Source organism: Bradyrhizobium sp. LTSP885 (genome assembly GCF_000938305.1).
GTDB lineage: Bacteria > Pseudomonadota > Alphaproteobacteria > Rhizobiales > Xanthobacteraceae > Bradyrhizobium.
This window is the reverse complement of the sequence record NZ_JYMT01000019.1, coordinates 43,075-68,669: the sequence shown is the minus strand read 5'-3', so window position 1 is coordinate 68,669 and position 25,595 is coordinate 43,075. Positions and strand designations below refer to the sequence as shown.

Genomic DNA, 25,595 nt, shown 5'->3' with positions numbered 1-25,595 from the left:
ATCAAAAGGCGACATCCCGGAGCTGCCTGCACAACTCTGGTTCACCCTTAAGAGCGACGACTCGCGCTTACGAGTACACGCCGCCTAATCCCCGCCAGCACCCACAGCCGCCGGCCGCGATTTCATCTCGCCGAGATAGGCCTGCTGCACCATTTCGTTGTCGCGCAGGCTTGCGGCGGAGCCGTGCAGCACCACCTGGCCGGTCTGCAGGACGTAACCGTAATTGGCGATCGACAGCGCCATGTTGGCGTTCTGCTCGACCATGAAGATGCTGGTGCCCTGGCGATTGATCACCCGGATGATGTCGAACACCTGCTCGACGAAGGCGGGCGACAGGCCCATCGACGGCTCGTCCATGCACAGCAGCTTCGGTCGCGCCATCAGCGCACGGCCGATGGCAACCATCTGCTGCTCGCCGCCCGACAGCGTGCCCGCCTGTTGCTTGAGGCGTTCCTTGATGCGCGGGAACAGGCTGAAGACGCGCTCCTTGTCGGCTTCGATTTCGACCACGTCGTCGCGCGTGAAGGCGCCCATTTCCAGATTTTCGAGCACGGTCATGCGCGGAAACAGCCGGCGCGCCTCCGGTACCGGCGCAATGCCCCGCTTCACCCGCTGGGCGGTCGGCAGATCATTGATGCGCGCGCCCGCATAGGTGATCGCGCCGCTTTTCGGCGTCACGATGCCGAGGATCGTCTTCATGGTGGTGGACTTGCCGCAGGCATTGCCGCCGAGCAAGCAGACGATCTCGCCTTCGCCGACGCGATAGTCGACGTCCTTCAGGACGTGGAGTTCGCCGTAATAGGTGTTGACGTCCTTGAACTCAAGAAGCGGCGGCGGCCGCCGCGACGGCGTCTGTGGTTCGTCCAAGATAGGCACGCAGCACTTCCTTGTTTGAATGAACCTGCTTGGGCGTGCCCTCGGCGATCTTCTCGCCGTGATCGAGCACGATCACCTTGTCTGCGATCTCGTTGACGACGTCGAGCTTGTGCTCGATCAGGAGGATCGTCACGCCACGTTCGCGCAGTTGCCGGATCTGGTCGGTCAGTTCGAGCGTCTCGGTCGGATTCATGCCGGCCGTCGGCTCGTCGAGCAAAAGCAGCACCGGCTCCGTGACCAGCGCGCGCGCGATCTCCAGCCGCCGCCGGTTGGCATAGGACAGCGAGAACGCGAGATGCTGGAGGCGCGGCATCAGCCGGTTGCCGAAAATACCTAAGATGTCGATTGCGCGGCTGCGCGAGGCGGCCTCCTCGCGCTTCACGCGCGGCAGCCGCAGGACGGCTCCGATGGCGCCTGTCGAGGTGCGCGTATGCGCGCCGACAAGCGCATTCTCCATCAGCGTCATGTTGGCGAACAGCCGCAGGTTCTGGAAGGTGCGCGCAATGCCCTTTTCGACGATCCGGTGGGGCTTCAATCCAGTGACGTCCTCGCCGGCGAGCAGCACCTTGCCGCCGTTTGGCTGGATCAGGCCAGTGATGAGATTGAAGAAGGTCGTCTTGCCGGAGCCGTTCGGCCCGATGATGGCGACGATTGCCCCCGGCATGACGGTGAGATCGATGCCATTCACGGCCTTGATGCCACCGAACGACTTCGCCAGGCCCTTGATCTCAAGCAGCGGCTTGCCTGGGTCAATCGTCCGCCGATGCAGCGGCACAAGTCCGGCCTCGACATCATTTCGCGATGGCATCGCGTTCTGTTGCTCATAAGTCAGCGCCGCCACAGCCGTGCGTTCGGGAATCAGCCCCTGGCGCCGATAGAGCATCATCACCACAAGGATAATGCCGAAGATCAGCTCGATCGACTGGGTCAGGTCAACCCTTTGCAGAAAGCCAATGCCGGTCAGATTGCCTAACGCTTGAATCCACTGCGTCAGGTCCTGCAGGAACCACGATTGCAGCAGCTGCAGGATGAGCGCGCCGACCACCACGCCGGCCACATTGCCGATGCCGCCCAGCACGATCATGACGAGAATCATGATCGAGACCGGGAACATGAACATCTCCGGCGTGGCCGTCTGTAGTTTGGCCACGTAGAAGGTTCCGGTCACACCGGCAAAGCTCGCACCGATGGCAAAGGCGAGCAGCTTGAGCTTGGTCCGGTTCACCCCCATCGCCTCGGCTGCGATCTCGTCCTCGCGTATCGCAAGCCAGGCCCGGCCGACGCGGGAATGCTTCAGCCGCGTGCTGACGAAGATCAACAGCACGACGATGGCCAGCCCGAGATAGTAATAGGGCGTCGACATGACACTGAAATCGTAGCCGAAGAATTTCGGTGTCGTGACGCCGCTGAGGCCTTGCGCGCCGTTGGTGAGATAGGGCGTGTTGCGCGCCACGATCGGCACGATCTCGCCGAAGCCGAGCGTCACGATGGCAAGGTAATCACCCTTGAGCCTGAGCGTCGGCGCACCGAACAGGACCCCGAAGAAGGCGGCGACCAAAGCTGAAATCGGCAGCATCAGCCAGAACGACACATCAAGATGGACGGTGCCGACGCCGCCCCCCGCGTCGAGATGCTGGACGAGGCCAAGCCACTGGAACGGCTCCCAGAAGCTGCTCCACTCCGGCTGGATCTGATAGGACGACAGCGCACCGTAAGTATAGGCACCGATGGCGAAGAACGCCGCATATCCGAGGTCGAGCAGGCCGGCGTAGCCGACGACAACGTTGAGCCCGATCGCCAGCATGGCATAGGCGAGCGCATTGGCCGCCGCATCGATGTCGCCTTCGTTGCGGTCGATATAGGGAAAGGCGAGCGCCGCCACGAAGATGATGGCGAGCAGATAGGGACGGAACTGCTCACTCCCGACGCGATCCCGGATCGCCTGTATCAAGCTTTGCGAGCGCCCGATCGCCGGAAGCACCGCCTGTTGCGCGCGTTCGAGATGTTGATCCGCCACGCCGGTGCCCTAGGATTTTGTCGGCGCGGCGCGGCCGAGCAGCCCCGAGGGGCGCAGGACGAGCACGAGCACCAGAAGCGAAAAGATGATGACGTCAGTCCAGCGCACGGCGATGTACTGGCCGCCCAGCGACTCGATCAGCCCGATCACCACGCCCCCGAGCATCGCGCCGGGTATGTTGCCGATCCCGCCGAGAACCGCCGCAGTGAAGGCGCGCAGGCCCGAGGTGTAGCCGATCACGTAGCTCGTATAATTGTAGTAGAGCCCGAAGATCAGCCCGGCAGCTCCAGCGAGCGCAGATCCCAGGAAGAAGGTGATGCCGACCACGCGGTCGACGTCGACGCCGACCATGCGCGCGGCCTCCTGGTCCTGCGCCATCGCCCGCATCGCCTTGCCCATCTTCGTCCGCCGGACGAAATAGTTGAGCGCCACCATCAGCACCAGCGATATGGTCCACAGCAGCACCTCGCGCAGGCGCAGCGTGACACCGCCGAAAACCCACGCGGTGTTGGGCATCGGGTTGGAGTAATTCTTGGAGTCGGCACCGGCCCCGAGCAGCACCAGATTGTACAGGATGTAGGACACGCCGATCGTGGTGATCATCGGCGCGGTGCCCGATACGCCGCGCAAAGGCCGCAACGCGAACCGTTCGATTGCGACGCCGAGAAGGCCGGACCCCAGCATCGTGACGATGAACACCAGAATAAGGATGCCGGCCAATGGCAGCCCGTGGAGAACATGCGATTGACCGGGAAAGCCCAGGGCTTCCAGCGTCCACATGGCGATGAACGAGCCCACCATGAAGACGTTGAAATGCGCGAAATTGATCAGCTCGATGATGCCGTAGACCATGGTGAAGCCGAGCGCGAGCAGCGAATACATCGCGCCCAGGCTTACACCGTTGATCACCTGCTGGATCAGCACATCCCAATGCGTCATCGCCAGCTCTCTCGCATCAGCATCAAGAGCCCGAAGCTCACGACTGCGGCGCTGGCTCGAGATACTTCAGCTGGTGCGTGATGTCGTCGAGAGGATATTTGTCGTCGTGCCGATACTGGAAGACGCTGACGGTGCGGTCGAGAATGTCGCCATTCTGGTCAAACTCAACGACTCCCTGCAGCGTTTTGACATGCGAGTTCTGGATCGCGTCGCGGACATTCGAGCGGTTCATGTCCTTGCCGCTTTTGGCCACGTCCTCGACGGCCGAAAGGATGACCTTCGCCGCGTCATAGGCGGTGATCGAATAATCGTCCGGGGTCGCCTTATATTTCTCCTGGAAGGTCTTCACGAACGAAGCCGCCTCCGGGCTTTCGGTCAAATGCGGGCCGGCATTGGTCCCATACCAGCCCTCGATCGCCGGGAAGCCGCCGCCCTTGAGGAAGCTGCCGCCGGCGACGCCATCGCCGCCAGCCTTGATCATGGTCGGGATGGTCTCCGACGCCTGCTTGGCGAGCTTGACGCCGGCTTGCGCGACGCCGCCATAATAGAGGGCGTCCGGATTGAGCGCCTTGATCTTGGTCAGAGCGGTCGTGTAGTCGGCTTCCTTGGGATCGAGCTGGTCGTGACCGACGACCTCGATGCCGATCGCCTTTGCCCGATTTTCGAATGCATTGGCGAGACCGACGCCGTAGGCACCGGAGTCATCGAGGATGTAGACCTTCTTCACATGCAGCTTGGACTTGAAGTAGTTGGCCATGTTCGGCCCCTGGTAGGCATCCGTCGTCACGGTCCGGAAATAGACCGCCTTGCCCTTGGGCCGGAATTGCGCGGCCATCTTGGGATCAGTGATATCGGGGTTGGTCGAGGAAGGCGTGATCGTCGCCATGTCAGCCGCGCTGAGGATGGGCGACATTGCCTTGCCGCTGCCGCTCATTTCCGGCCCGACATTGGCGACGACCAGCGGGTCGGCGATCAGCTTCTTTGTATTGGTGGCGGCCTGGGCGGGATCATACTGGCCGGCGGTGGCTGTGCCGTCGTCGTAGATCACCGGAACGATCGTGTAACCGGCAACCCCGCCGGCAGCGTTGGCCTCGTCGAAAGCGATCAGGACTCCGTTCTTGATCAGGGTGGCGTCCTCGGCGTCGGCCCCCGTGAACGGCAATATAATCCCGACCTTGACCACCTTTTGTTCGGCTAATGCTGCGGTGCCTCCAACGACCGCGGCGATCGCGGCTGCCGCAACGGCTACGTTTAAAGCACGGCGTGTCTGCTGGAACGGTTTCATGGGGTCTCCTCTTTGGGGGTAAGAGTGCCTCGCTTGGAGCCTACGATCGATTCACCGGGACATTGGCTTAAACACCGGGTCTGGCTTGAAGAATGGAAAGCAACATTTAGGCCACCCGGCGCGGACACCTCGCAGATATCGCCAGAATGGCGAGGCTGGCCTAATTGCGATATTGCGACGCCGAGAGATGGCGGCGCCTCCTTTGCGTAAATTCGACGGTTCTATGCAGCGCCGATGAAATCTTAGGCGGACGATCGCAACGAAGCAATCGTGAAGGCGACGCCGCGTGCGCCTGGTGCCGACGGACGCACCGTCCCAACTGACAGGTTCAGATCGTGTCTATCTTCAGATGTGGGTGCGCTGCGGGGTAAAGGCGGAATGCTGGAATGGCCGGCTTGCGTCGGCTTTGGTCTCTCAAGCGGGCGTCTCAAGTTTGATGAGCGTATGCCCTAGTCCCGGAGATTGGCGCAGGACCGCGAATAGGTGGAACGGTCGGCCTGGTTCAGTCCGGCGGCGGCGCCCTCGTCCAGGCATCTGCTGACGCGGTCGCCGAACGAGCTGCGGCCGGAGCGGACGCTCGGCTGCGTCGGCACCGCATCCATCTTCGGGATTTCCGGCACATAGATCCGGGGCGGCGGCGGAGGCGCAGGCGGCGGCGGGTTGTACAGCGAGCCGCCGGGCGGGATGGTTTGCGCGAATGCGCTGCCGGCGCTCAAGGCGCAGATCACGGCACAGTTGAGGATCAACGATCGTTTCATGGCTTACATATCGTCACCCTGTGGCGACGGTTCAAGCCAACCGCACGATCGTCAACGCCGCGCTGATATGCCCCTTCCCGGATTGACCTTCACGGCTTCTGATAGATCACGTGACCGGCGCGGATCGTGGTGCTCACTTTGGCAAGATTCCTGACGTCGCTGACGGGATCGCCGTCGAGCACCACGATGTCGGCGTCAAGACCCTTCTCGACCCGGCCCTTCCCTGCGGTCTTGAAATACTGGGCGGGGTTGGTTGTCAGCGACGCCAGCACCTGGCGCTCCGACAGCGCGCGATGCATCAGCTGATATTCCCGCGTGGTGTCGTAGAGATTGATGAATCCGACGTCGGTGCCGAACAGGATCGCACCGCCGTTCTCGGAAAACTGCTTGAGCTGGTTGACGCCCGCGGCAACGAGGCGTTCCGTGACTGCGGGGATCAGGACGACGGTCGTAAACAGCGACAGCGTCGGGATCAATGCCGTTCCCTGCGCCTTGAAGCGTGCAAGCTGTTCGGGAGTATAGTCGCCTTGCGAAGGCGCGGTGTGCGCGAGAATGTCGACGTCAGCCGCGATCACCGTCTCTACGCCGATCTTGTTCTGCGGATGGGCGAACACTGGTTTGCCGCGCGCATGCGCCACATCGACCGCGGCCTTGGCGATGGCCGGGTCCATGTTGATGACCGGCTTGTCGCCCATGAACGCGCCGGTGAACAGCTTGATGCCGTCCTCGCCCATGGCGAGATAGTCGCGCGCCCATTGCGCGGCCTCCTCCGGCGTCGCGACTTCGGGAAGCTTGACCTCGCTGGGGACGTAAACGGGATGACCGCCCTTGGGGAACATGTTGCCGGCAAGCAAGATGGTGGGGCCGGCGACCTCGCCCGCGGCGATGCGCTTGCGCAGTGGGATGATGTCGACCGGGTTCGAACCGAGATCCCACACCGTGGTGAAGCCCCATTGCGTCAGCATCTCCTGCATGTGCGCCGTCATCGGCGCGGCCGGTGCCGTGGCGGCATTCCGCCACGCGCCTTCCGTGAAATGGACATGGCTGTTCCAGAAGCCGGCAACGATCGTCTTGCCGCTGCAATCGATCACGCGCGCGTCTGAAGGCAGCTGGATGTCGCCGGACTTGCCGACCGCGCTGATGACGCCGTCGGTCATCACGACGACGGCATCGGAGAGCGGCGCAGCGTCCGGCGAAGCGTAGACGCTGCCGCCCCGCAGCACGACGGTTTCGGCATCAGCGGCCGTCGGGACGGCAGCCGAGCCAAGAAGCCCAAGCAAAAGCGCGGTGCGGAGCCAAGTCCCGGTCATGGACAGCCTCATTGATTATGATTGCACGCTGGCAAGACCCAGCGCGCGGCAACATAGCCGCCGCGTTCGACGCCGTTTGATCGTTGTTGCTCTGTGCGGAGTATATTCAGCGCCGGCAGCAGCCGGTCACTCCTCGGGGGCGTTCTCGATCGGATCGAACCGGTCGGCCTCGAGCCCAAGCAGATTCCAGGATTGCAGCATATGTGGCGGCAGCGGTGCGCTCGCATCGATCACGCCGCCGCGCGGATGCGGAATCACGATGCGGCGCGCCAGCAGATGCAGCCGGTTTTGCATGCCGCCGGGCAGCTGCCAGTTCTCCTTGTTGAAGTATTTGGGATCGCCCACGATCGCGTGATTGATATGCGCCATGTGAGCACGCAGCTGGTGGGTGCGGCCGGTCACCGGTTTGAGCGACACCCAGGCGAGCTTCGCTGCCGACGCCTCGACCAGCGCATAGTAGGTCACGGCGTGGCTTGCGCCCTCATCGCCATGCGCTGCGATCCGCATGATGGTGTCGTCCTCGCTCTCCTCCTTGGCGAGATAGGTCGAGATGCGGCCCTGCTTCGGCTTCGGCACGCCCGCGACCAGCGCCCAGTAGATTTTTCGCGCCGAGCGATGCCGGAACGAGCCGGTCAATGCGGTCGCGGCAAAGCGCGTCTTGGCAATCACCAGGCAGCCCGAAGTCTCCCGGTCGAGGCGATGCACCAGCCGAGGCTTCTGTCCCTTGGCATCGCGCATCACCTCCAGCATGTCGTCGACATTGCGCGTGATGCCGGAGCCGCCCTGGACCGCCAGACCCGCGGGCTTGTTCAGCACCATCACGTCGGCGTCTTCGAACAGGATCATGTCCTTGAGGTCCTGAAGAGTCTTCTTGGCCGCTTCGGAGAGGCTGCCGGCCACCTTGGGCGTGTCGAGCTTCAGCGGCGGAATGCGGACGCTTTGGCCTTCTTCGAGCCGGTCCTTGCTGTCGGCGCGCTTGCCGTTGACGCGCAACTCGCCTTTGCGAACGATGCGCTGGATGTGGGAAAACGACAGGCCGGGGAAACGCGCCTCGAGAAAGCGATCGACCCGCATGTTGTTCTCATCCGCCGTCACGACGACGGTCTGGACCTTGGTCGGCAACGGCGGCGGCTCGGCGACGACTTTCTCAGGTTCCGGCACAAATGGCTTGGCCGCGCGCGGCGGCGCGGCCGCAAAGCGCGGCACCGGCGGCTTGCCGCCCGGACGGTGCGCCGACGCGCGCTCGGCTGTCGAGCCGCGATAGGGACGCGCGCCCTTGGGGCGATCGCCCGCTGGGCGGAGAGGTCTTTTGACGCGGCGGCTCATGGGGTTGGAACTCCGAAGTTAAGCCGTTGGGTAGCGCAAATGCCGCGAATCGTCACGGCGAATCGGTACAAATTCCGCGCCAGAGTAGGCGATGCTGGGCTAAACAGGCTTGAATCGGGGAGCGCTCGAATGGGATGCGCCAGATCGGCCGTGGCGGCGCGCTCAGAACAACCGTACCTGGATCGCGCCGCTGGTGATCTTCGGCGAACTGGCGTCGACGGCCGTTTGCACCTGCGGAAACTTGGTGCGCAGCACCTTCTCGACATCGTTGCGCAGCGAAGAGTTGCTTTCGGCCGAGACGAACGCAACGGTGCCTGATGCGAGGTGGTTGGCATCGCTGAGCTCGGCGAAATCGGTATAGACCGCGTTGGCGCTATAGCCCTGCTGCAGCAAATAGTCCTGCATCTGCTTCGCCAGGTCCTTTTGCTCGGCGACATAGAGGACGACGACGACCTTGTTCTTGTTGACGTCGGTTTCCGCCGGCGCGGCGGCGGGCGTCGCGGCAACCCTGGTCGTTTTTTCGAGCGCCTCGACGCGGCGGCGCAATGCCACGATCTGTCCCTTGACGTCGGCCCCCTGCTCGCCGACATCGGCCTTGATCTGCTGGGTCTGCGTCTGCAGCTGTTCCCTGACCAGGCTGACTTCGGTGCCGCCGGGCAGCTTGATGGCGAGATTGAGGATGGTCGGCGCGACGCACAGCAACGCCGCAACACCAAGCACGGCTGCGACGCCATTGGGGATGTCAGGATTGTTGAGGATCCTGCGCACCAATGCCCCGACCAAACCAAGACCGGCGAGAAGTGGCACGCCGACGATGGCAGCGGTCAGCCAGACATTATCCACGCGGCACCTCCAGAGGTTGCCGGTATATCATAAGGCTATTTCAGGGAAGTGTCAGCCGTTTCCGCGCTGCGCCCGCAGCTTGGCCCAATAGTCCAGCCGCTTGCGGATCTCGCGTTCAAAACCGCGGTCGGGCGGATCGTAGAAGGTCTGGCGCCCCATCGCCTCCGGGAAGTAGTCCTGGCCGGAGAACGCGTCGGGCATGTCGTGGTCGTATTGATAGCCCGAGCCGTAGCCCTCGGACTTCATCAATTTGGTCGGCGAATTCAGGATGTGCTTCGGCGGCAGCAGCGAGCCATTCTGCTTCGCCGCCTGCATCGCAGCGCCAAACGCGGCGTAGGCTGCGTTCGATTTCGGCGCGGTGGCAAGATAGATCACGGCCTGCGCGATCGCGAGCTCACCCTCCGGCGAGCCGAGGAAGTCATAGGCGTCCTTGGCGGCGTTGCAGACCGCGAGCGCCTGCGGATCGGCAAGCCCGATGTCCTCCACCGCCATCCGCACCACGCGCCGCGCCAGGAACAGCGGATCCTCGCCGGCATCGAACATGCGGGCGAGATAATACAGCGCAGCGTCCGGATCCGAGCCGCGCACCGACTTGTGCAGCGCCGAGATCAGATTGTAATGACCGTCGGCGGACTTGTCGTAGATCGGCGCACGGCGCTGCAGGATCTCCTGCAACTGCTCGGCGTTGAACACCTCGTCCTTGCGCGCGGCCCGCCAGACCTCCTCCGCCAGGGTCAGCGACGCGCGGCCGTCGCCATCGGCCATCCGCACCAGCACCGCGCGGGCTTCCGCATCGAGCGGCAGCGCCCTGCCCTCGATCTTCTCGGCATTGGCGAACAGTTTTTCGATCGCAGAGGAATCGAGCGAGTGAAACACCAGCACGCGCGCGCGCGACAAGAGCGCCGCGTTGAGCTCGAACGACGGATTTTCCGTGGTGGCGCCGACCAGCACCACCGTGCCATCTTCCATCACGGGCAGAAAGGAATCCTGCTGCGCGCGGTTGAAGCGATGCACCTCGTCGACGAACAACAACGTGCCCTTGCCGGTCTCGCGGCGGGCGCGCGCAGCGTCGAACACCTTCTTGAGGTCGGCAACGCCGGAGAACACCGCCGAGATTTGCTCGAAATGCAGCTCGGTGGCATCGGCCAATAGCCGCGCCACCGTGGTCTTGCCTGTGCCCGGAGGTCCCCAGAACACCAGCGAGCCCAGCGTGCGTGTCTCCAGCATGCGGGTCAGCGCGCCGTCGGGACCGAGGATATGGTCCTGACCGACGACATCGGCGAGCGATCGCGGGCGCAGCCGGTCCGGCAGCGGTCGCGGAGCGTCCTGCTCCATCCCCGCCGCGGCGAACAAATTGGCAGCGTCGCGCGGTTGCTTTGGGCTCACTTGCGGCTCACTTTGGGGCTCATCCGCCGAGCGTCACGTTGATCTGCTGGCCACCGCGCACCAGCGTGATGCGCCAGACCCGCGTCCCGGTCTTCGAGGCCTTGTCGAGGTCGCTGGTCCGAGTGATCTTCTCATTGTTGACCGCGAGGATGATGTCGCCCTTCTGGAAGCCGACACTGGCTGCGGTACCGTCGTCGGCGAGATCGGTCACCACGACACCCTCGGCACCGGCATCGAGATGCAGCTCATCGGCCACCGCAGGCGAGATGTTGGCGACCCTGGCGCCCTGGAACGGCGACCGCGCGGTCAGCACGATCTCGTCGCGGTCGGTGTCGGGTGCGGTCTCCAGCGCCACGGTGAGCTTCACGGCCTTGCCGCCGCGCTGCACGTCGATCTGCGCGCTGCCGCCGAGCGGACGGGTCGCAAAGCGATAATCGAACGCATTGGGATCATCGATGGCCTGGCCGTCGATCGCGACAATCAGGTCGGAGAGTTTCAGCCCCGCCCGCGCCGCCGGGCTGTTCGGCGCGACATTGGCGACCAGCGCCCCGCTCGGCAGCTTCAGCCCCAGCGTCTCGGCGATCTCGGGCGTCACGGCCTGCAGGCGCGCGCCGAGCCACGGCCGCTTCACCGCCTTGCCGCCGCTCTTGGCGGAGGCCACCACCACGCGCACCATGTTGGCAGGGATGGCAAAGCCGATGCCCTGCGAGCCGCCGGAGCGCGAGAAGATCGCGGTGTTGATGCCGGCGAGCCGGCCGGTCATGTCGACCAGCGCGCCGCCGGAATTGCCGGGATTGATCGCGGCATCGGTCTGGATGAAGAACTGGTAGTCGGTGATCCCGACCTGGGTGCGCGCCAGCGCCGAGATGATGCCGTGCGTGACGGTCTGGCCGACGCCGAACGGATTGCCGATCGCGAGCACGACATCGCCGACCAACAGCTCGTCGGAATTGGCGAAGTCGAGCGTCGTGAATTTCTCCTTGGTGTCTTTCAGCCTGAGCACCGCAAGGTCGGTGCGGCTGTCCTTCAGCACGATCTCGGCCTCGTATTCGCGCTTGTCGGCGAGCGAGACCTTGACCTGGTCGGCGCCCTCGATCACGTGATTGTTCGTCACGACGAGGCCGGACGCATCGACCATTACGCCGGAGCCGAGCGAACGCTGCATCTGCTCGGGCTGCTGTCCCGGCACGCCGAAGAAGCGGCGGAAGATCGGATCGTCCAGCAGCGGATTGCGGTTCTGCACCATCTTGGCGGCGTAGACATTGACCACCGCCGGCTGCACCCGCTGCACAATCGGCGCATAGGACAGCCGCAGTTCCGCCTGCGAGGACGGCACGCGGCGGTCCTGCGTCTGGGCGTGGCAAAGACTCGCCGAGAAGGTCAGCGTGCAAAGGACGGCAATAGCGGCAAAGCGGGCAGATCGCAGCATTCTCACCTCTCGCGGAAAACGCCGGAATATAGGCCCCTTCATGGGGCAATTGAAGGGTATCCCGCTCAATATCTCGTACCCCGGCCACCCGGTGCAAAACTCGTCACAGACGGATTGCAGGCCACCGCCAAGCTTATATGATCGATGTCATCTCACTGCGCGGCCTCGCCTGTTGCGTGTGTACAACAAGCGGAACCGTCATCGCTTCGTGCGCTGTCGTGCGTCAGTCACGATGCACTTCTACGACTAAGGTTTCAGTGAGTGGGGAATTCCAACGCAACAGGGGAGCATAACATGGGCGCGACAAGGGTTGGTGCAATCGTCATAGGCTTGGCAGGGGCTCTGGCCGCCTCGCCGGCTCATTCGGAATCGGCCGGCAGTGACGCGGAGATCGCGCTGCTCAAGCAGCAGCTGCACATGCTGGAGCAGAAGCTCGACAAGCTGCAGCAGCAGACCAACGCGAACGCCGCGACCGCGGCCACCGCCAACGCCCACGCGAAGGCAGCGGACGCAAAGGTCGCGACCGTTGCGAACGCCAACGCCGCCCTTCCAGTCAAGGGTCCGGTCGCGCCGTTCGGGGTCGTGGTGACGATGCCGAACAACCGGCCGACGATCTGCACCGCCGACGAGCAGAATTGCATCGCAATCACGAGCCGCGTGCACTGGGATGTCGGCGGCTACAATTATCGTCCCGACACGGCCGGGACGTCGCCGCAGAAGCTCGACGACGGCGAGAATCTCCGCCGCGCGCGCATCGGTGTCGTCGGCAAGTTCTTCGGCGACTGGAATTATGCGCTGATCTACGATTTCGGCGGCACGGCCGACGGCTTCGGCGGCACCGGTGCCGCCGGCGCCACCGCCGTCGGATTCCTTCCCGGCGGCGCGACATCGGGCGTCGAAAACGCCTATCTAAGCTACACCGGCTTCAAGCCGTTCGGCGGCAAGATGGCGATCGAAGGCGGCATCATGGACCTGGCCTGGACGATGGACGAATCCACCAGTTCCAACGACATTCTGTTCATGGAGCGTGCCTCGGCTGGCATCATCGCACAAAACGTCGCAGCCGGTGACTTCCGCGCGGCCTTCGGCACCCGCTGGTGGAACGATCAGCTCTGGGCCGGCGGCTATGTGACCGGACCGACCACGGGCGCGATCCACTCCGCGTCCAACGTCTCGCCGCCCGGAACGTCGGAGCAATATGGCGGAGTCGTCCGTATCGCCGGCAACCCGATCAGCGGCAAGAACTACTCCGTGCATATCGGCGCCGATGCGGAGTGGTTGATCCAGCCGCCGCGCAACCTGGTGACGCAGGCGCAGACGCTTACGCTGAGCGACCGGCCCGAGCTACGCATCGATCCGACGACGCTGATTTCGACGGGTGCGATCGCCAACGTCTCGGGGGCGCAGGTCTACGGCGTTGAAGCGGCGGCGACCTATGGCTCGTTCATCGCGCAGGGCGAGTACTATTGGTTCAATGTCGACCGCACTGCGAATACCGGCCTGCCGCCGTTCGGCGCGTCGAGCCTGAAATTCGACGGCGGTTATGCGCAGGTCGGCTACGTGCTGACCGGCGAGACGCACGCCTACAATCCGGCGACGGCCTCCTACAGCGGCATCAAGCCGGCGGATCCGTTCTCGCTGGCCGGCGGCGGCTGGGGCGCCTGGGAAATCGCCGGACGCGTGAGCCAGATGAACCTCAACGATCAGCTCGCCACGGCGGCCGGTATCGCGGGCGGACGGCAGACCATCTACACCGCCGCGCTGAACTGGTACGTCAACGGCAACGTCCGCTTCATGTTGAACTATCTGCATGGCGACATCTCCAAGCAGGCATCGTCGATCTCGACCGCGGATACTGGCTCCAGGTTCGACGCGGTGGCGATGCGGACCCAGGTCGCGTTCTGACGCGGCCGGTGGCCAGTCATAATAAGGCCGGGAGCGGCACCCTGCTCCCGGTCACGGTTTCGATCGCGGCGCGGCTCAGGCCGCCTGCTTCGGCTTCCGCACCGCGTCCGGCGTCGGCGCGCAGGACAGCCGCTCCTGATGGCTCTCGCCCCAGGCTTTCAGGATATCGATCACCGGGCGCAGGCTCTCGCCGAGCTCGGACAGCGTGTATTCGACCCGCGGCGGCACCTCGGCATAGACCTTGCGGATCACGAGATTGTCGTCCTCCAGCGCGCGCAGCTGCTTGGTCAGCATGCGCTGGGTGATGCCCGGCATCCGCCGCCGCAACTCGCCGAAGCGCTGGGTGCCGCCCTGCAGATGAAACAGGATCACGCCCTTCCATTTGCCGTCGATCAGGTCGAGCGCTGCCTCGACCGCGCAGCCCGGCCGGCGCGCAAAATTCTTCCGTTTCATCGCCTTTTTCCCAATAGTATCAAAATGGGGACTAGTTCCCCAAACGTACAGTACTTGCCAAATTGAAGCCAGCGCGCAAGTTAGATGGCAGGCAATCGCCGCCACCCAGGAGACAAGGCATGAAGGCCGTCGGATACCAAAAATCGCTGCCGATCGAGGCCGCGGAGTCGCTCGTTGATTTCGAGATCGCCAAACCTGAGCCGAAGGGCCGCGACATCAGAGTCGCGGTGAAAGCCATCTCGGCCAATCCGGTCGACTACAAGGTTCGAAAGCGCGTGGCTCCGCCGGAGGGCGACACCAAGATCCTCGGCTTCGACGCCGCCGGCGTCGTCGACGCGGTCGGTCCCGATGTCAGCCTGTTCAAGCCGGGCGACGAGGTGTTTTATGCCGGCTCGATCCAGCGCCAAGGCACCAATTCGGAATTTCATCTGGTCGATGAGCGCATCGTCGGGAAGAAGCCGTCATCGCTGTCGTTCGCGCAGGCAGCCGCGCTGCCGCTGACCTCGATCACCGCCTGGGAATTGCTGTTCGACCGGCTCGGCGCGGTGCCGGGCAAGAGCCTCGATCCGCGCACGCTGCTGATCACCGGCGGCGCCGGCGGCGTCGGCTCGATCCTGATCCAGCTTGCGCGCCGCCTCACCGGCCTCACCGTGGTTGCGACCGCGACGCGGCCGGAGTCGCAGAAATGGTGCCTCGATCTCGGTGCGCATGCTGTGATCGATCATTCGCAGCCGATGAAGGAGCAGATCGAAAAATTAAAGCTGCCGCCGGTCGGCCTCGTCGCCAGCCTCACCTTCACCGAGCAGCACTACAAGAGCATCGCCGATTTCATCGCACCGCAGGGCAAGTTCGGACTGATCGACGATCCGGCGGAGTTCAACGTCGCCGCATTCAAGGGCAAGGCGGTGTCGGTGCACTGGGAATCGATGTTCACGCGCTCGTCGTTCCAGACGCCTGACATGATCGCACAGAATCATCTGCTCAACGATGTCGCCGACCTCATCGACAAGGGCGTGCTGCGCACCACGCTCGACCAGACCTTCGGCACCATCAACGCCGCCAATTTGAAGCGCGCGCACGCGCTGCTCGAGAGCGGCAAGTCGCGCGGCAAGATCGTGCTGGAGGGTTGGTAGATTCCGTAGGATGGGTAGAGCGTAGCGAAACCCATCCTTGGCTTGCGACGAAATGAGGTGATGGGTTTCGCTACGCTCTACCCATCCTACGATCTCAAATCGCCGGTACGCCCTCGACAAAAATCAATCGGCGGTCCAACGCGGTCCGCCGATGCTTGAGCGCCTCGGCATATTCCGGCGACGCGTACCATTCGCGCAGGCGTGCCATCGACGGGAATTCGACAACGATGATGTTGTTCGGCGGCGGCCCGCCTTCGGCGATGTCAGCGGCACCGCCGCGCACGAGATAGCGCCCGCCATATTGCGCGATCGCTTTCGCAGCGATGGTACGATAGGCCTCAAAACCTGCGGCGTCCTTGACGTCCACTTCAGAAATCACATAGGCCGACATCGCGCACCTCATGCAATCGTGTTGACGATGCCGCCTTCGGCGCGGAGCGCGGCGCCGTTGGTTGCGGATGCTTCTTTCGAGCAGACATAGACCACGAGATTGGCGATCTCCTCGGTGCTGGCGAAACGCTGCAGCAGCGAGGTCGGCCGGTGCTGCTTGACGAAGTTGGCGGCCGCCTCTTCGACCGACTGGCCGTTCTGCCTGGCGAGATCCTTGACGAAGGTTTCCACGCCCTCCGACATGGTCGGGCCCGGCAGCACGGAATTCACGGTCACAGCGGTGCCACGGGTCAATTGCGCGAGCCCGCGCGCGATCGCAAGCTGCGCGGTCTTGGTCATGCCGTAATGCATCATCTCGGTCGGGATGTTGAGCCCGGACTCCGAGGAGATGAAGACGATGCGGCCCCAATTGCGTTTCAGCATGCCCTGCATGTAGCCGCGCGACAGCCGTACGCCCGACATCACATTGACCTCGAAGAAGCGGCTCCAGTCCTCGTCGGGAATGTCGAAGAAGTCTTTCGGCTCGAAGATGCCGGCATTGTTGACGAGGATGTCGACCTGCGGCAGCGCCGCCAGCAGCGCCTTGCAGCCGGCGGCGGTGGAGACGTCGGCGGCAATGCCGCGCACTTTGCTGCCGGGCACCGCCCTGGCGATCGCCGCAACAGCCGAATCGACCTTGGCCTGGCCGCGGCTGTTGATCACGACCTCCGCCCCGGTCGCAGCCAGGCCCTTTGCGATGGCATTGCCGATGCCCGCGGTCGAGCCCGTTACCAGCGCAGTCTTTCCGGAAAGGTCGATTTTCATGGGGAGGTCTCCTGTTAGTGCTGGAGGAGATATCTGTTCGCGATCGCGCCGCTGCAACCGGGGCATAGGCAGGGCAGATGCACGAATCAGGGGCCGTCAGTCCGGCCTCGCGTGAGGCCCAACTATTCCAGCGGCGGCAGCGTCCTGAGAAACGCAACGATGGCATCCAGGTCCTGCGCCGTCATGGTGGCGTAGGCCGCATAGGCCATCGGCGGCTTGAGCTTGCGTCCATCGCGCGCGATGCCCTGGGTTACGGCGCGCTTGATCTCATCGTCACTCCATTGGCCGAGACCGGACACCGGATGCGCGGTGATATTGGCGGAGACCACTTCGCCCCACGGCCCCTGGATTCTTCGGCCTCCTTTGCCGCTCGACGCCGCGAAATCGTGGGCGGCAGACGGGCTTTCCGGCGTATGACATTCGAGGCAATGGGCAATGGTCAGGAGATAACGGCCGCGCGAAATCTGGTCGGTCATCGCGGCGTCGGTCATCTGAACGCCGGCGTAGGGCGGCGTTTCCGGTTGTGCGGCCGTCCGATATTCCGGCGCCGGGATTTCGCGGTGAACTGGCGGTACCGATCGCAGATACGCCACCAGTGCATCGAGATCCCGTGCCGTGAGCACCGTGTAGAACTCGGTCGGCATGATCGGCGCGACCGCCGTCCCGTTCGGCCGGGTGCCGCTCACGAAAAATCGCTTCAGCTCGGCATCGGTCCAGTTGCCGATCCCGGTCTCCTTGTCAGGCGTGATGTTGGCGCCCGTCACCTTGAAGGCCGGCTCATCGAACGTCTGTCCGCCTGACAACGCGCGCGAGAAATCAAAGCCCTGAGGTCCGCGTGGGGTGTGACAACCATGGCAGGCCATCACGCTGTTGGCGAGATAGGCGCCGCGCTCGATCAGGGTTTCGCCTGTTGCCGGCGAGATCGACAGCGCCAGCGTGATCGCAAAGACAATCCTCATTGAAGCCCCCCGGCCAATTCAAATCATCAAATATCCGCAGCGCTCGATGGCGCAGTCGCAGCTCAAAAAAAAAGCGGCGCTCGATGGCGCCGCTTCTGAAATTCACTCTGCCAAGGCTTACGCTGCAAAGGCTTACGCCGCCTCGGCTTCCTTTTCCTGCACCGGACCGGAATCCTTGCCCTTGGCATCGACGTCGCGGTCGACGAACTCGATCACGGCCATCGGAGCGTTGTCGCCGTAGCGGAAGCCTGCCTTGATGATGCGGGTGTAGCCGCCCTGGCGGTCCTTGTAGCGGGGGGCCAGGGTGTCGAACAGCTTCCTGACCTGATCCTTGTCGCGCATCTCGGAGATGGCCTGGCGACGCATCGAGAGACCGCCCTTCTTGCCGAGGGTGACGAGCTTCTCGACGATCGGCCGCAGCTCCTTGGCCTTCGGCAGCGTGGTGACGATCTGCTCGTGCTTGATCAGCGCGGCGCACATATTGGCGAACATCGCGCGGCGATGCTCGGCAGTGCGGTTGAGCTTCCGATGAACCTTGCCGTGACGCATTTTGCTATTCCTTGGATTCCATTCGTCGCGACGGTTCGTCGGACATGTTGCTCAGGTGGGCTGCCTGCGTTCGCCCTGGTCATTCCGGACGTCGCGAAGCGGCGATCCGGAATCTCGAGATTCCGGGTTCGATGCTGCGCATCGCCCCGGAATGACAATCAGTAGTGATCCTCGAAGCGCTTGGCGAGCTCGTCGATGTTCTCCGGCGGCCAGCCCGGCACTTCCATGCCGAGGTGCAGACCCATCTGGGCCAGCACTTCCTTGATCTCGTTCAGCGACTTGCGGCCGAAGTTCGGGGTACGGAGCATTTCCGCTTCCGACTTCTGCACGAGATCGCCGATGTAGACAATGTTGTCGTTCTTCAGGCAGTTTGCCGAACGCACCGACAGCTCGAGCTCGTCGACCTTCTTGAGGAACGCCGGGTTGAAGGCGAGATCGGGGATGATCTCCTGCGCGACTTCCTTGCGCGGCTCCTCGAAGTTGACGAACACGTTGAGCTGATCCTGCAGGATGCGCGCGGCGTAGGCCACGGAATCCTCCGGTGTGATCGCGCCGTTGGTCTCGATCGTCATGGTCAGCTTGTCGTAGTCGAGGATCTGGCCCTCGCGGGTGTTCTCGACCTTGTAGGAGACCTTGCGGACCGGCGAGAACAGGCTGTCGACCGGGATCAGGCCGATCGGCGCGTCCTCGGGACGGTTGCGCTCGGCGGCGACGTAGCCCTTGCCGGTCGCAACGGTGAATTCCATGCGAATCTCGGCGCCGTCATCGAGCGTGCAGATCTGCAGATCCGGATTGAGCACCACGACATCGCCGACGGTCTGGATGTCGCCGGCGGTGACGGCACCCGGGCCCTGCTTCTTCACGACCATGCGCTTGGGGCCTTCGCCCTGCATCTTGATCGCGATGTCCTTGATGTTGAGCACGATGTCGGTGACGTCCTCACGAACGCCAGCGATCGAGGAGAACTCGTGCAGCACGCCGTCGATATGCACCGACTGCACCGCCGCGCCCTGCAGCGAGGACAACAGGATGCGGCGCAGCGCGTTGCCGAGGGTCTGGCCGAAGCCGCGCTCGAGCGGCTCGGCGACGACGGTGGCGAACCGGCTCGCGTCCGAGCCCGGCGTCACCTGCAGCTTGTTCGGTCGAATGAGTTCTTGCCAATTTTTCTGGATCGTCACTGGTTCACCCTTTGCCAGTCGTTCGGGCCGGTCGAATGGCCGTAGCTGGCGTTGGAGGTCGCGGAATAGTCCGCGCGGTCAATTCCAAAAACAATCGCGAGCGGCCAAGTTAACGTCGCGGCCGCCCGCGACTTTAATCAAACGCGCCGGCGCTTGCGCGGACGGCAGCCATTGTGCGGGATCGTGGTCACGTCGCGGATCGAGGTGACGGTGAAGCCCGCAGCCTGCAGCGCGCGAAGCGCCGATTCGCGGCCCGAACCCGGGCCGGCCACTTCGACCTCCAGCGTGCGCATGCCGTGTTCCTGCGCCTTCTTGGAAACGTCCTCGGCCGCGACCTGTGCAGCATAGGGGGTCGACTTGCGCGAGCCCTTGAAGCCCATCGTTCCGGCCGACGACCAGGCGATGGTGTTGCCCTGCGCGTCAGTGATGGTGATGGTCGTGTTGTTGAACGATGAATTCACGTGCGCGATGCCGGATGCGATGTTCTTGCGTTCGCGACGACGTATGCGGGTGGCGTCCTTGCCCATTTCAAACCTTTCCTGTGATCTCAAACGCCGCCGTAGTGCCAGCGGCTACACCTCAAAACGCGAATGGCGAGTAGCGAATATTGATTCGCTACCCCCCATCCACAATTCGCAAAACTTACTTCTTCTTGCCGGCGATCGCCTTGGCCGGGCCCTTGCGCGTACGCGCATTGGTGTGGGTGCGCTGGCCGCGCACCGGCAGACCACGGCGATGACGCAGGCCGCGATAGCAGCCAAGGTCCATTAGCCGCTTGATGTTGATGCCGACCTCACGACGGAGATCGCCCTCGACCAGATAGTCGCGGTCGATGACTTCACGGATCTGCAGGACTTCCTGGTCGGTCAACTGGTTGACGCGACGGTCCAGCGGAATCTTGACCTTCTCCACGATCTCGGCCGCGTTCTTCTGGCCGATGCCATGGATGTACTGAAGCGCGATCAGCACGCGCTTGTTGGTGGGAATGTTCACGCCGGCGATACGGGCCACGGACTTCTCTCCTGTCGCCGGTCTCTCGAACCGGACTTTAAGTTCTTGCTATCTCGGGCAGGGTCCGCAAACGCGAACACGACGCCCGTCCCCTCAGATTCCTTGGGGCCCGGCATCGTCTGAACTATCCGACTTGGATGCGGGGCTTATTAAAGGATTCATGTCGGTTTCGTCAACCTCTGCTAGCGTTTAGCTCGCTTTTTCGTGAGCTTTTTTGCAGGCTTTTTGGCGGCTTTTGCACCCTTCCGGGCACTTGCGGTCTTTGCGGCCTTGGCAGCCTTTTTGACCGATTTCTTCGCAACCTTGGCCTTGGCAGCCCCCTTGGCGGCCTTTCGGGCCGGTTTGGCGGCCTTTTTGGCTGTCTTGGGGGCCTTTTCGACGGCCTTGGACGTTTTTTTGGACGCTTTCCCGGCGGGTTTTTTTGCTGCCTTGGCCGGTTCCTCGTCCTTCGGCTCCAGCGCGCCGATCGCCCCCAGGATTCGGTTGATCTCGCGGGTGACGTGCTCGATGGCCATCATGCCATCGACCGTCAGGAGCTTCCGCCGCTCGGAATAGTAGTGAATCAGCGGCTCGGTCAGCGACCGGTACTGCGCGAGGCGCTTGGTCAGCACTTCCGGCGTATCGTCGAGCCGGACCTCCTCACCGCGCGCCCGGGTCTCCTCGGCGCGCTTCTCGACACGCGCCAGCAACGCGCTCTCGTTGACCCGCAGCTCGACGACGGCATCGAGCTTCAGGTGCTTCTTCCTCAGGAGCTCATCAAGGGCTGCCGCCTGCGGAACGGTGCGCGGAAATCCGTCGAGAATAAAACCCTTCTTGGCGTCGGGCTCGTCGATGCGGTCGGCGATGATTCCCACCACCACCTCGTCGGGCACCAGACCGCCATTGGCCATGATCTCCTTGGCCTGCAAGCCGATCGGGGTGCCGGCGGCGACCGCGGCGCGCAGCATTTCGCCGGTCGAAAGTTGAACGATGCCGTGCTTGTGCACCAGCCGCTGTGCCTGCGTTCCCTTGCCCGAGCCCGGCGGTCCGAGAAGAATCAGTCTCATATGCGTTCGCCCCCGCGATTGGTGAGCGATCGATCGCGCACCTGCTTTTTTAGGTCAAGAATAGTGCAAACCACAATCAGCACCGAACCACCACCGATTTTATAGGGTAGCGCTATTCCGATTGCCAGAAGGCCCTCCGGAATCAGCGATACCGCAACGAGGTAGACGGCTCCGACGACGGTCGTCAACGAGGCGATGCGATCGAGATGGTCGGCGGTCGCCTCGCCCGGCATGATGCCTTCGACCACGCCGCCCTGCCCCTTCAGGGTTTCGGCGGCCTGCTCGGGATCCAGCACACGGGCCGTATAGATGAAGATGAGCACGAAGACCGCGATAGATCCGAGAATGACGTGCACTGGCTGGCCGAACCGGATGTGCGCGCCAGCCGCAGCCAGCCACGGCGTCTGACCGAACAGAAAGCTCGCGGCAACCAGCGGCAGATAGAAGATCCAGGGCGCCACGATCGTTGGGATCAGGAACCCGGCGTTGTTGAGCTTGATCGATAGTGCCGAGGAACGCGGAGCAAGCAGCCGCTTTCCGACCTGCCGAGCGGCGTATTGCACGGGCACGTTCCGCCGCGCCGTTTCGACGAGGACCATCACCGCGACAAGTGCAATCCAGAGCACGGTGTTGAACAGCACGAGGTTGCTGGAGACAGCCCCCTGTCTCAGCAACTCGAAGGCCGTTGCGACGTCTGCCGGGAATGAAATGACGATGCCAACGCTTAAGATGAGCGCAAGGCCGTTCCCGACCCCGTGGCGCGTGATCTGCTCGCTGAGCCAGACCAGGAAGAACACACCACCCACCATTGTTGCGGTGGCCGATGCCAGGAACCAATTGCCCGGCTCGACAACGAAGCCCCGTATGCCCTGCAACGCGGATGCGACGCCGAAAGCCTGGAACGCTGCAAGCAGCAGCGTCAGGATCAATGTGTAGCCGATAATCCTGCGGCGGCCGGCCTCGCCCGATCGCTCGAGCGCACTCACCCTGCCCCATACCACCGAGACGAGCTGGATGATGATCGCGGCGGTTAGATACGGGATGATGGAGAGCGCGAAGATCGAGACGCGGGAGGCTGGAAACGAGGAGAGCAGGCCCGTCCGGGTCGAGATACCTCCGAGAGGGATATAGCAGCCGAGCCTGAAAATGAGCAACGCGCCGATCGTGATAGCGATGCGGCGCGCGAGCTCCTGGGTCATCGGCGGAGGCCTCTATCTACGGCGGCCTCTCAACTTCGACTTCCTGATCAGCCCCTCATACTGATGAGCGAGCAGATAGCCCTGAACCTGCGACACCGTGTCCATCGTCACGCTGACGACGATCAAAAGCGAGGTGCCGCCAAAGTAGAACGGCACCGAGGCGTAGGAAATCAGAATTTCCGGAATCAGACAGACGATCGCCAGGTAGATCGCGCCCAGCACCGTGATGCGCGACAGCACGTAGTCGATGTATTCGGCGGTGCGCTCGCCGGGACGGATACCGGGGATGAAACCGCCATGCTTCTTCAGATTGTCGGCGGTCTCGGTCGGGTTGAACACGATCGCGGTGTAGAAGAACGCGAAGAACACGATCAACGCCAGATACATCAGCAGGAACAGCGGACGGCCGTGGGCGAGCTGGGTGGTGATCCACTGGAACCACTCCGGGCCCTTGCCGGCATTGAAGTTCGCGACCGTGGTCGGCAGCAGCAGCAGCGACGAGGCGAAGATCGGCGGAATCACGCCCGAGGTGTTGAGCTTGAGCGGCAGATGCGAGGACTGACCCTCGAACATCTTGTTGCCGACCTGACGCTTCGGATACTGGATCAGAAGCCGGCGCTGGGCCCGCTCCATGAACACGATGAAGGCGATCACGGCGACCGCCATCACGATGACGATCAGGATCAGGCCGGTCGACATCGCGCCCTGGCGGCCGAGTTCGAGCATGTTGGCGAGCGCCGAGGGCAGCTCGGCGACGATGCCGGACAGGATGATCAGCGAAATGCCGTTGCCGATGCCGCGCGAGGTGATCTGCTCGCCGAGCCACATCAGGAACATGGTGCCGCCGGTCAGCGTGATCGCGGTCGAGAGCCGGAAGAACAGGCCGGGATCGGCCACGACATTGCCGGCGCCTTCAAGGCCAACCGCGATGCCGTAGGACTGGAACGCGGCCAGGATCACCGTCAGGTAACGCGTGTACTGGTTCAGCGTCTTGCGGCCCGACTCGCCTTCCTTCTTCAGCGCCTCGAGCTGCGGCGAAACCGTCGTGAGTAGCTGGATGATGATCGATGCCGAGATGTACGGCATGATGTTCAGTGCGAAGATCGCCATGCGGTGGATGCCGCCGCCGGCGAACATGTTGAACATGCCGAGGATGCCGCCGGCCTGCGTGCGGAACACCTGCTCCCAGATATTGGGATCGATGCCCGGCAGCGGGATGTAGGTGCCCAGCCGATAAACAAGCAGCGCACCCAGCGTGAACCAGATGCGCTTCTTCAGTTCGTCGGCCTTCGCCAGCGCTCCGAAATTGAGGTTCGCTGCAAGTTGTTCGGCTGCTGAGACCATGTTCGGCTTTCTCCCGGAGCCCCCTTCGCCGATTCCCCTTAACGGGGCAACCGGCAGACGCCGGACATTATCTGGTGCTCGGCCTCGATAAGTCCATCGTTCGATCCGCGGATTGCCCGCGCGCGGCGGGCAATGACGCAGATGTTACGCGGCCTCGCCGTCTTCCTTCTTGGCGGGGGCCAGGATCTTGACCGAGCCGCCGGCCTTTTCGACCGCGGCAATGGCCGACTTGGAGGCGCCATGCGCCTCGATCGTCAGCTTGGCCTTGATCTCGCCGCGGCCGAGCAGCCGCAGGCCATCCTTGGCGCGGCGCAGCACGCCGGCCTTGACCAGCGATTCGACGTTCACGGTGGCGGACACGTCGACCAGCTTGCTGTCGATTGCGTCCTGCAGACGGTCGAGATTGATCTCGGCGAAGTCGAGCCGGAAGATGTTGTTGAAGCCGCGCTTCGGCAGGCGGCGATGCAACGGCATCTGGCCGCCTTCGAAACCCTTGATGCGGACGCCCGAACGCGCGGTCTGGCCCTTGCCGCCGCGGCCTGCCTGCTTGCCCTTGCCCGAACCGATGCCACGGCCGACGCGCATACGCTTTTTGCGCGAGCCGGCATTGTCGGCGATATCGCTGAGCTTCATCGCCCTGTCTCCTTATTTCTCGTCGACGACGCGGACGAGATGTTGAACCTTCGCGATCATGCCGCGAATTGCAGGGGTGTCCTGCAGCTCGGTTACCCGGCCGATCTTGTTGAGCTTGAGGCCGATCAGCGTCTCGCGCTGCGAGTGATGGCGGCGGATTGCGCTGCCGATCTGCTCGACCTTGATCATCTTTGCGGCCTTAGCCATGACAATAACTCCAGAAAGCGCCGAGAACGCGCCTGTTTGCTTATTCCGCCACCACTTCGGCGTCGCCGCCGACGCGGCGCGACTGCAGGGTGGAGACCTTGATGTTACGGCGGGCGGCTACCGAGCGCGGCGAATCCTGATGCTTCAGCGCATCGAAGGTCGCGCGAACCATGTTGTAGGGATTCGACGAACCGATCGACTTCGCCACCACGTCCTGGATACCGAGCGTCTCGAACACCGCACGCATCGGACCGCCGGCGATGATGCCGGTACCGGCGGGAGCTGCACGCAGATAGACGCGGCCGGCGCCGTGACGGCCGGCGATGTCATGATGCAGCGTGCGGCCTTCGCGCAGGGCAACCCGCGTCAGGTTGCGCTTCGCCGCTTCAGTCGCCTTGCGGATCGCCTCGGGCACTTCGCGCGCCTTGCCGTGGCCAAAACCGACCCGGCCCTTCTGATCGCCGATCACGACCAGCGCCGCGAAACCAAAGCGCTTGCCGCCCTTAACGACCTTCGCCACACGATTGATGTGGACGAGCTTGTCGACGAACTCGCTGTCGCGCTCTTCCCGGCCGCCCCTTTGGCCGCCACCGCGTTCGCGTTCACCTGCCATGG

Annotated in this window: 26 protein-coding genes; 2 read left to right on the top strand and 24 right to left on the bottom strand. The window is 63.5% G+C overall.

The window, feature by feature from the left end:
• Positions 1-84: 84 nt before the first annotated feature.
• The 10 genes from UP09_RS12955 to UP09_RS12910 all read right to left on the bottom strand — a co-directional run bounded on the left by UP09_RS12955 (position 85) and on the right by UP09_RS12910 (position 12,169).
• A complete protein-coding gene (locus UP09_RS12955; protein WP_502689047.1) occupies positions 85-876 on the bottom strand; it encodes an ABC transporter ATP-binding protein in 792 nt (263 codons plus the stop codon).
• A complete protein-coding gene (locus UP09_RS12950) occupies positions 821-2,893 on the bottom strand; it encodes a branched-chain amino acid ABC transporter ATP-binding protein/permease (protein WP_197082661.1) in 2,073 nt (690 codons plus the stop codon). The genes UP09_RS12955 and UP09_RS12950 overlap by 56 nt, the downstream gene beginning before the upstream one ends.
• A 9-nt stretch (positions 2,894-2,902) precedes the next feature.
• Positions 2,903-3,832: a branched-chain amino acid ABC transporter permease gene (locus tag UP09_RS12945; protein ID WP_044538576.1), complete on the bottom strand. Its 930-nt coding sequence runs from the start codon at positions 3,830-3,832 to the stop codon at positions 2,903-2,905.
• Between the two features lie 37 nt (positions 3,833-3,869).
• A complete protein-coding gene (locus tag UP09_RS12940) occupies positions 3,870-5,117 on the bottom strand; it encodes a branched-chain amino acid ABC transporter substrate-binding protein (protein ID WP_082070116.1) in 1,248 nt (415 codons plus the stop codon).
• Positions 5,118-5,566: 449 nt separating this feature from the next.
• The gene (locus UP09_RS12935; RefSeq protein ID WP_044538575.1) at positions 5,567-5,875 is read right to left on the bottom strand and encodes a hypothetical protein; all 309 of its coding nucleotides are present in this window, start codon (positions 5,873-5,875) and stop codon (positions 5,567-5,569) included.
• Positions 5,876-5,964: 89 nt separating this feature from the next.
• A complete protein-coding gene (locus tag UP09_RS12930; protein ID WP_044538574.1) occupies positions 5,965-7,185 on the bottom strand; it encodes an amidohydrolase family protein in 1,221 nt (406 codons plus the stop codon).
• Positions 7,186-7,311: 126 nt separating this feature from the next.
• Positions 7,312-8,511: an RluA family pseudouridine synthase gene (locus UP09_RS12925; RefSeq protein WP_044538573.1), complete on the bottom strand. Its 1,200-nt coding sequence runs from the start codon at positions 8,509-8,511 to the stop codon at positions 7,312-7,314.
• A 162-nt stretch (positions 8,512-8,673) separates the two neighbouring features.
• On the bottom strand, positions 8,674-9,354 hold the full coding sequence (locus tag UP09_RS12920) for a hypothetical protein (RefSeq protein ID WP_044538572.1): 681 nt from the start codon (positions 9,352-9,354) through the stop codon (positions 8,674-8,676).
• A 51-nt stretch (positions 9,355-9,405) separates the two neighbouring features.
• A complete protein-coding gene (locus tag UP09_RS12915; protein WP_502689049.1) occupies positions 9,406-10,689 on the bottom strand; it encodes a replication-associated recombination protein A in 1,284 nt (427 codons plus the stop codon).
• A 70-nt stretch (positions 10,690-10,759) separates the two neighbouring features.
• Entirely contained in the window at positions 10,760-12,169 is a 1,410-nt protein-coding gene (locus tag UP09_RS12910) for a DegQ family serine endoprotease (RefSeq protein ID WP_044538570.1), read from the bottom strand.
• Between the two features lie 294 nt (positions 12,170-12,463).
• Between UP09_RS12910 and UP09_RS12905 the strand changes: the two genes are divergently transcribed.
• Complete coding sequence (locus UP09_RS12905) at positions 12,464-14,074, top strand: OprO/OprP family phosphate-selective porin (RefSeq protein WP_044538569.1); 1,611 nt, start codon at positions 12,464-12,466, stop codon at positions 14,072-14,074.
• Positions 14,075-14,149: 75 nt separating this feature from the next.
• On the opposite strand, the gene UP09_RS12900 is transcribed toward UP09_RS12905, so the two are convergent.
• Positions 14,150-14,527: a winged helix-turn-helix transcriptional regulator gene (locus UP09_RS12900; protein WP_044538568.1), complete on the bottom strand. Its 378-nt coding sequence runs from the start codon at positions 14,525-14,527 to the stop codon at positions 14,150-14,152.
• Positions 14,528-14,646: 119 nt separating this feature from the next.
• Here UP09_RS12900 and UP09_RS12895 point away from each other — a divergent pair, with 119 nt between their 5' ends.
• Positions 14,647-15,660 carry a zinc-binding alcohol dehydrogenase family protein gene (locus UP09_RS12895; RefSeq protein ID WP_044538567.1) on the top strand — a complete coding sequence of 338 codons (1,014 nt, stop codon included), beginning with the start codon at positions 14,647-14,649 and terminating at the stop codon, positions 15,658-15,660.
• 94 nt (positions 15,661-15,754) lie between these two features.
• On the opposite strand, the gene UP09_RS12890 is transcribed toward UP09_RS12895, so the two are convergent.
• The 13 genes from UP09_RS12890 to rpsE all read right to left on the bottom strand — a co-directional run bounded on the left by UP09_RS12890 (position 15,755) and on the right by rpsE (position 25,593).
• Positions 15,755-16,051 (bottom strand): DUF1330 domain-containing protein, encoded by a 297-nt coding sequence (locus UP09_RS12890; protein WP_044538566.1) that lies wholly within the window; start codon positions 16,049-16,051, stop codon positions 15,755-15,757.
• 8 nt (positions 16,052-16,059) lie between these two features.
• The gene (locus UP09_RS12885) at positions 16,060-16,854 is read right to left on the bottom strand and encodes an SDR family NAD(P)-dependent oxidoreductase (protein ID WP_044538565.1); all 795 of its coding nucleotides are present in this window, start codon (positions 16,852-16,854) and stop codon (positions 16,060-16,062) included.
• A gap of 122 nt (positions 16,855-16,976) precedes the next feature.
• Positions 16,977-17,813 carry a c-type cytochrome gene (locus UP09_RS12880; protein WP_044538564.1) on the bottom strand — a complete coding sequence of 279 codons (837 nt, stop codon included), beginning with the start codon at positions 17,811-17,813 and terminating at the stop codon, positions 16,977-16,979.
• A gap of 132 nt (positions 17,814-17,945) precedes the next feature.
• Positions 17,946-18,362 (bottom strand): 50S ribosomal protein L17, encoded by a 417-nt coding sequence (gene rplQ / locus UP09_RS12875; protein WP_044538563.1) that lies wholly within the window; start codon positions 18,360-18,362, stop codon positions 17,946-17,948.
• 158 nt (positions 18,363-18,520) lie between these two features.
• Entirely contained in the window at positions 18,521-19,558 is a 1,038-nt protein-coding gene (locus UP09_RS12870; RefSeq protein ID WP_197082664.1) for a DNA-directed RNA polymerase subunit alpha, read from the bottom strand.
• A 119-nt stretch (positions 19,559-19,677) separates the two neighbouring features.
• The gene (gene rpsK, locus UP09_RS12865) at positions 19,678-20,067 is read right to left on the bottom strand and encodes a 30S ribosomal protein S11 (protein ID WP_027536798.1); all 390 of its coding nucleotides are present in this window, start codon (positions 20,065-20,067) and stop codon (positions 19,678-19,680) included.
• Positions 20,068-20,182: 115 nt separating this feature from the next.
• Positions 20,183-20,551, bottom strand: coding sequence for a 30S ribosomal protein S13 (gene rpsM, locus UP09_RS12860; protein ID WP_044538561.1), 369 nt, complete (start codon positions 20,549-20,551; stop codon positions 20,183-20,185).
• Between the two features lie 182 nt (positions 20,552-20,733).
• Positions 20,734-21,597: an adenylate kinase gene (locus UP09_RS12855; protein ID WP_044538560.1), complete on the bottom strand. Its 864-nt coding sequence runs from the start codon at positions 21,595-21,597 to the stop codon at positions 20,734-20,736.
• Entirely contained in the window at positions 21,594-22,796 is a 1,203-nt protein-coding gene (locus UP09_RS12850) for a preprotein translocase subunit SecY (protein ID WP_044538559.1), read from the bottom strand. The genes UP09_RS12855 and UP09_RS12850 overlap by 4 nt, the downstream gene beginning before the upstream one ends.
• 12 nt (positions 22,797-22,808) lie before the next feature.
• On the bottom strand, positions 22,809-24,140 hold the full coding sequence (gene secY / locus UP09_RS12845) for a preprotein translocase subunit SecY (protein WP_044538558.1): 1,332 nt from the start codon (positions 24,138-24,140) through the stop codon (positions 22,809-22,811).
• 144 nt (positions 24,141-24,284) lie between these two features.
• Positions 24,285-24,773, bottom strand: a complete 489-nt coding sequence (rplO, locus tag UP09_RS12840) for a 50S ribosomal protein L15 (protein WP_044538557.1) — start codon at positions 24,771-24,773, stop codon at positions 24,285-24,287.
• Positions 24,774-24,785: 12 nt separating this feature from the next.
• Positions 24,786-24,980 (bottom strand): 50S ribosomal protein L30, encoded by a 195-nt coding sequence (gene rpmD / locus UP09_RS12835; protein WP_044538556.1) that lies wholly within the window; start codon positions 24,978-24,980, stop codon positions 24,786-24,788.
• Positions 24,981-25,020: 40 nt separating this feature from the next.
• The gene (gene rpsE, locus UP09_RS12830; protein WP_044538555.1) at positions 25,021-25,593 is read right to left on the bottom strand and encodes a 30S ribosomal protein S5; all 573 of its coding nucleotides are present in this window, start codon (positions 25,591-25,593) and stop codon (positions 25,021-25,023) included.
• Positions 25,594-25,595: the final 2 nt, after the last annotated feature.

What these genes read in the sequence shown, in the direction of transcription:
- UP09_RS12900 (WP_044538568.1), bottom strand. Translation starts at nt 14,527, where the DNA reads ATGAAACGGAAGAATTTTGCGCGCCGGCCGGGCTGCGCGGTCGAGGCA.
- UP09_RS12850 (WP_044538559.1), bottom strand. Translation starts at nt 22,796, where the DNA reads ATGACCCAGGAGCTCGCGCGCCGCATCGCTATCACGATCGGCGCGTTG.
- UP09_RS12915 (WP_502689049.1), bottom strand. Translation starts at nt 10,689, where the DNA reads ATGGAGCAGGACGCTCCGCGACCGCTGCCGGACCGGCTGCGCCCGCGA.
- rpmD (WP_044538556.1), bottom strand. Translation starts at nt 24,980, where the DNA reads ATGGCTAAGGCCGCAAAGATGATCAAGGTCGAGCAGATCGGCAGCGCA.
- UP09_RS12935 (WP_044538575.1), bottom strand. Translation starts at nt 5,875, where the DNA reads ATGAAACGATCGTTGATCCTCAACTGTGCCGTGATCTGCGCCTTGAGC.
- rpsK (WP_027536798.1), bottom strand. Translation starts at nt 20,067, where the DNA reads ATGGGCAAGGACGCCACCCGCATACGTCGTCGCGAACGCAAGAACATC.
- UP09_RS12890 (WP_044538566.1), bottom strand. Translation starts at nt 16,051, where the DNA reads ATGTCGGCCTATGTGATTTCTGAAGTGGACGTCAAGGACGCCGCAGGT.
- UP09_RS12925 (WP_044538573.1), bottom strand. Translation starts at nt 8,511, where the DNA reads ATGAGCCGCCGCGTCAAAAGACCTCTCCGCCCAGCGGGCGATCGCCCC.
- UP09_RS12930 (WP_044538574.1), bottom strand. Translation starts at nt 7,185, where the DNA reads ATGACCGGGACTTGGCTCCGCACCGCGCTTTTGCTTGGGCTTCTTGGC.
- rplQ (WP_044538563.1), bottom strand. Translation starts at nt 18,362, where the DNA reads ATGCGTCACGGCAAGGTTCATCGGAAGCTCAACCGCACTGCCGAGCAT.
- UP09_RS12945 (WP_044538576.1), bottom strand. Translation starts at nt 3,832, where the DNA reads ATGACGCATTGGGATGTGCTGATCCAGCAGGTGATCAACGGTGTAAGC.
- secY (WP_044538558.1), bottom strand. Translation starts at nt 24,140, where the DNA reads ATGGTCTCAGCAGCCGAACAACTTGCAGCGAACCTCAATTTCGGAGCG.
- rplO (WP_044538557.1), bottom strand. Translation starts at nt 24,773, where the DNA reads ATGAAGCTCAGCGATATCGCCGACAATGCCGGCTCGCGCAAAAAGCGT.
- UP09_RS12905 (WP_044538569.1), top strand. Translation starts at nt 12,464, where the DNA reads ATGGGCGCGACAAGGGTTGGTGCAATCGTCATAGGCTTGGCAGGGGCT.
- rpsE (WP_044538555.1), bottom strand. Translation starts at nt 25,593, where the DNA reads ATGGCAGGTGAACGCGAACGCGGTGGCGGCCAAAGGGGCGGCCGGGAA.
- UP09_RS12885 (WP_044538565.1), bottom strand. Translation starts at nt 16,854, where the DNA reads ATGAAAATCGACCTTTCCGGAAAGACTGCGCTGGTAACGGGCTCGACC.
- UP09_RS12895 (WP_044538567.1), top strand. Translation starts at nt 14,647, where the DNA reads ATGAAGGCCGTCGGATACCAAAAATCGCTGCCGATCGAGGCCGCGGAG.
- UP09_RS12940 (WP_082070116.1), bottom strand. Translation starts at nt 5,117, where the DNA reads ATGAAACCGTTCCAGCAGACACGCCGTGCTTTAAACGTAGCCGTTGCG.
- UP09_RS12855 (WP_044538560.1), bottom strand. Translation starts at nt 21,597, where the DNA reads ATGAGACTGATTCTTCTCGGACCGCCGGGCTCGGGCAAGGGAACGCAG.
- UP09_RS12880 (WP_044538564.1), bottom strand. Translation starts at nt 17,813, where the DNA reads ATGAGGATTGTCTTTGCGATCACGCTGGCGCTGTCGATCTCGCCGGCA.
- UP09_RS12910 (WP_044538570.1), bottom strand. Translation starts at nt 12,169, where the DNA reads ATGCTGCGATCTGCCCGCTTTGCCGCTATTGCCGTCCTTTGCACGCTG.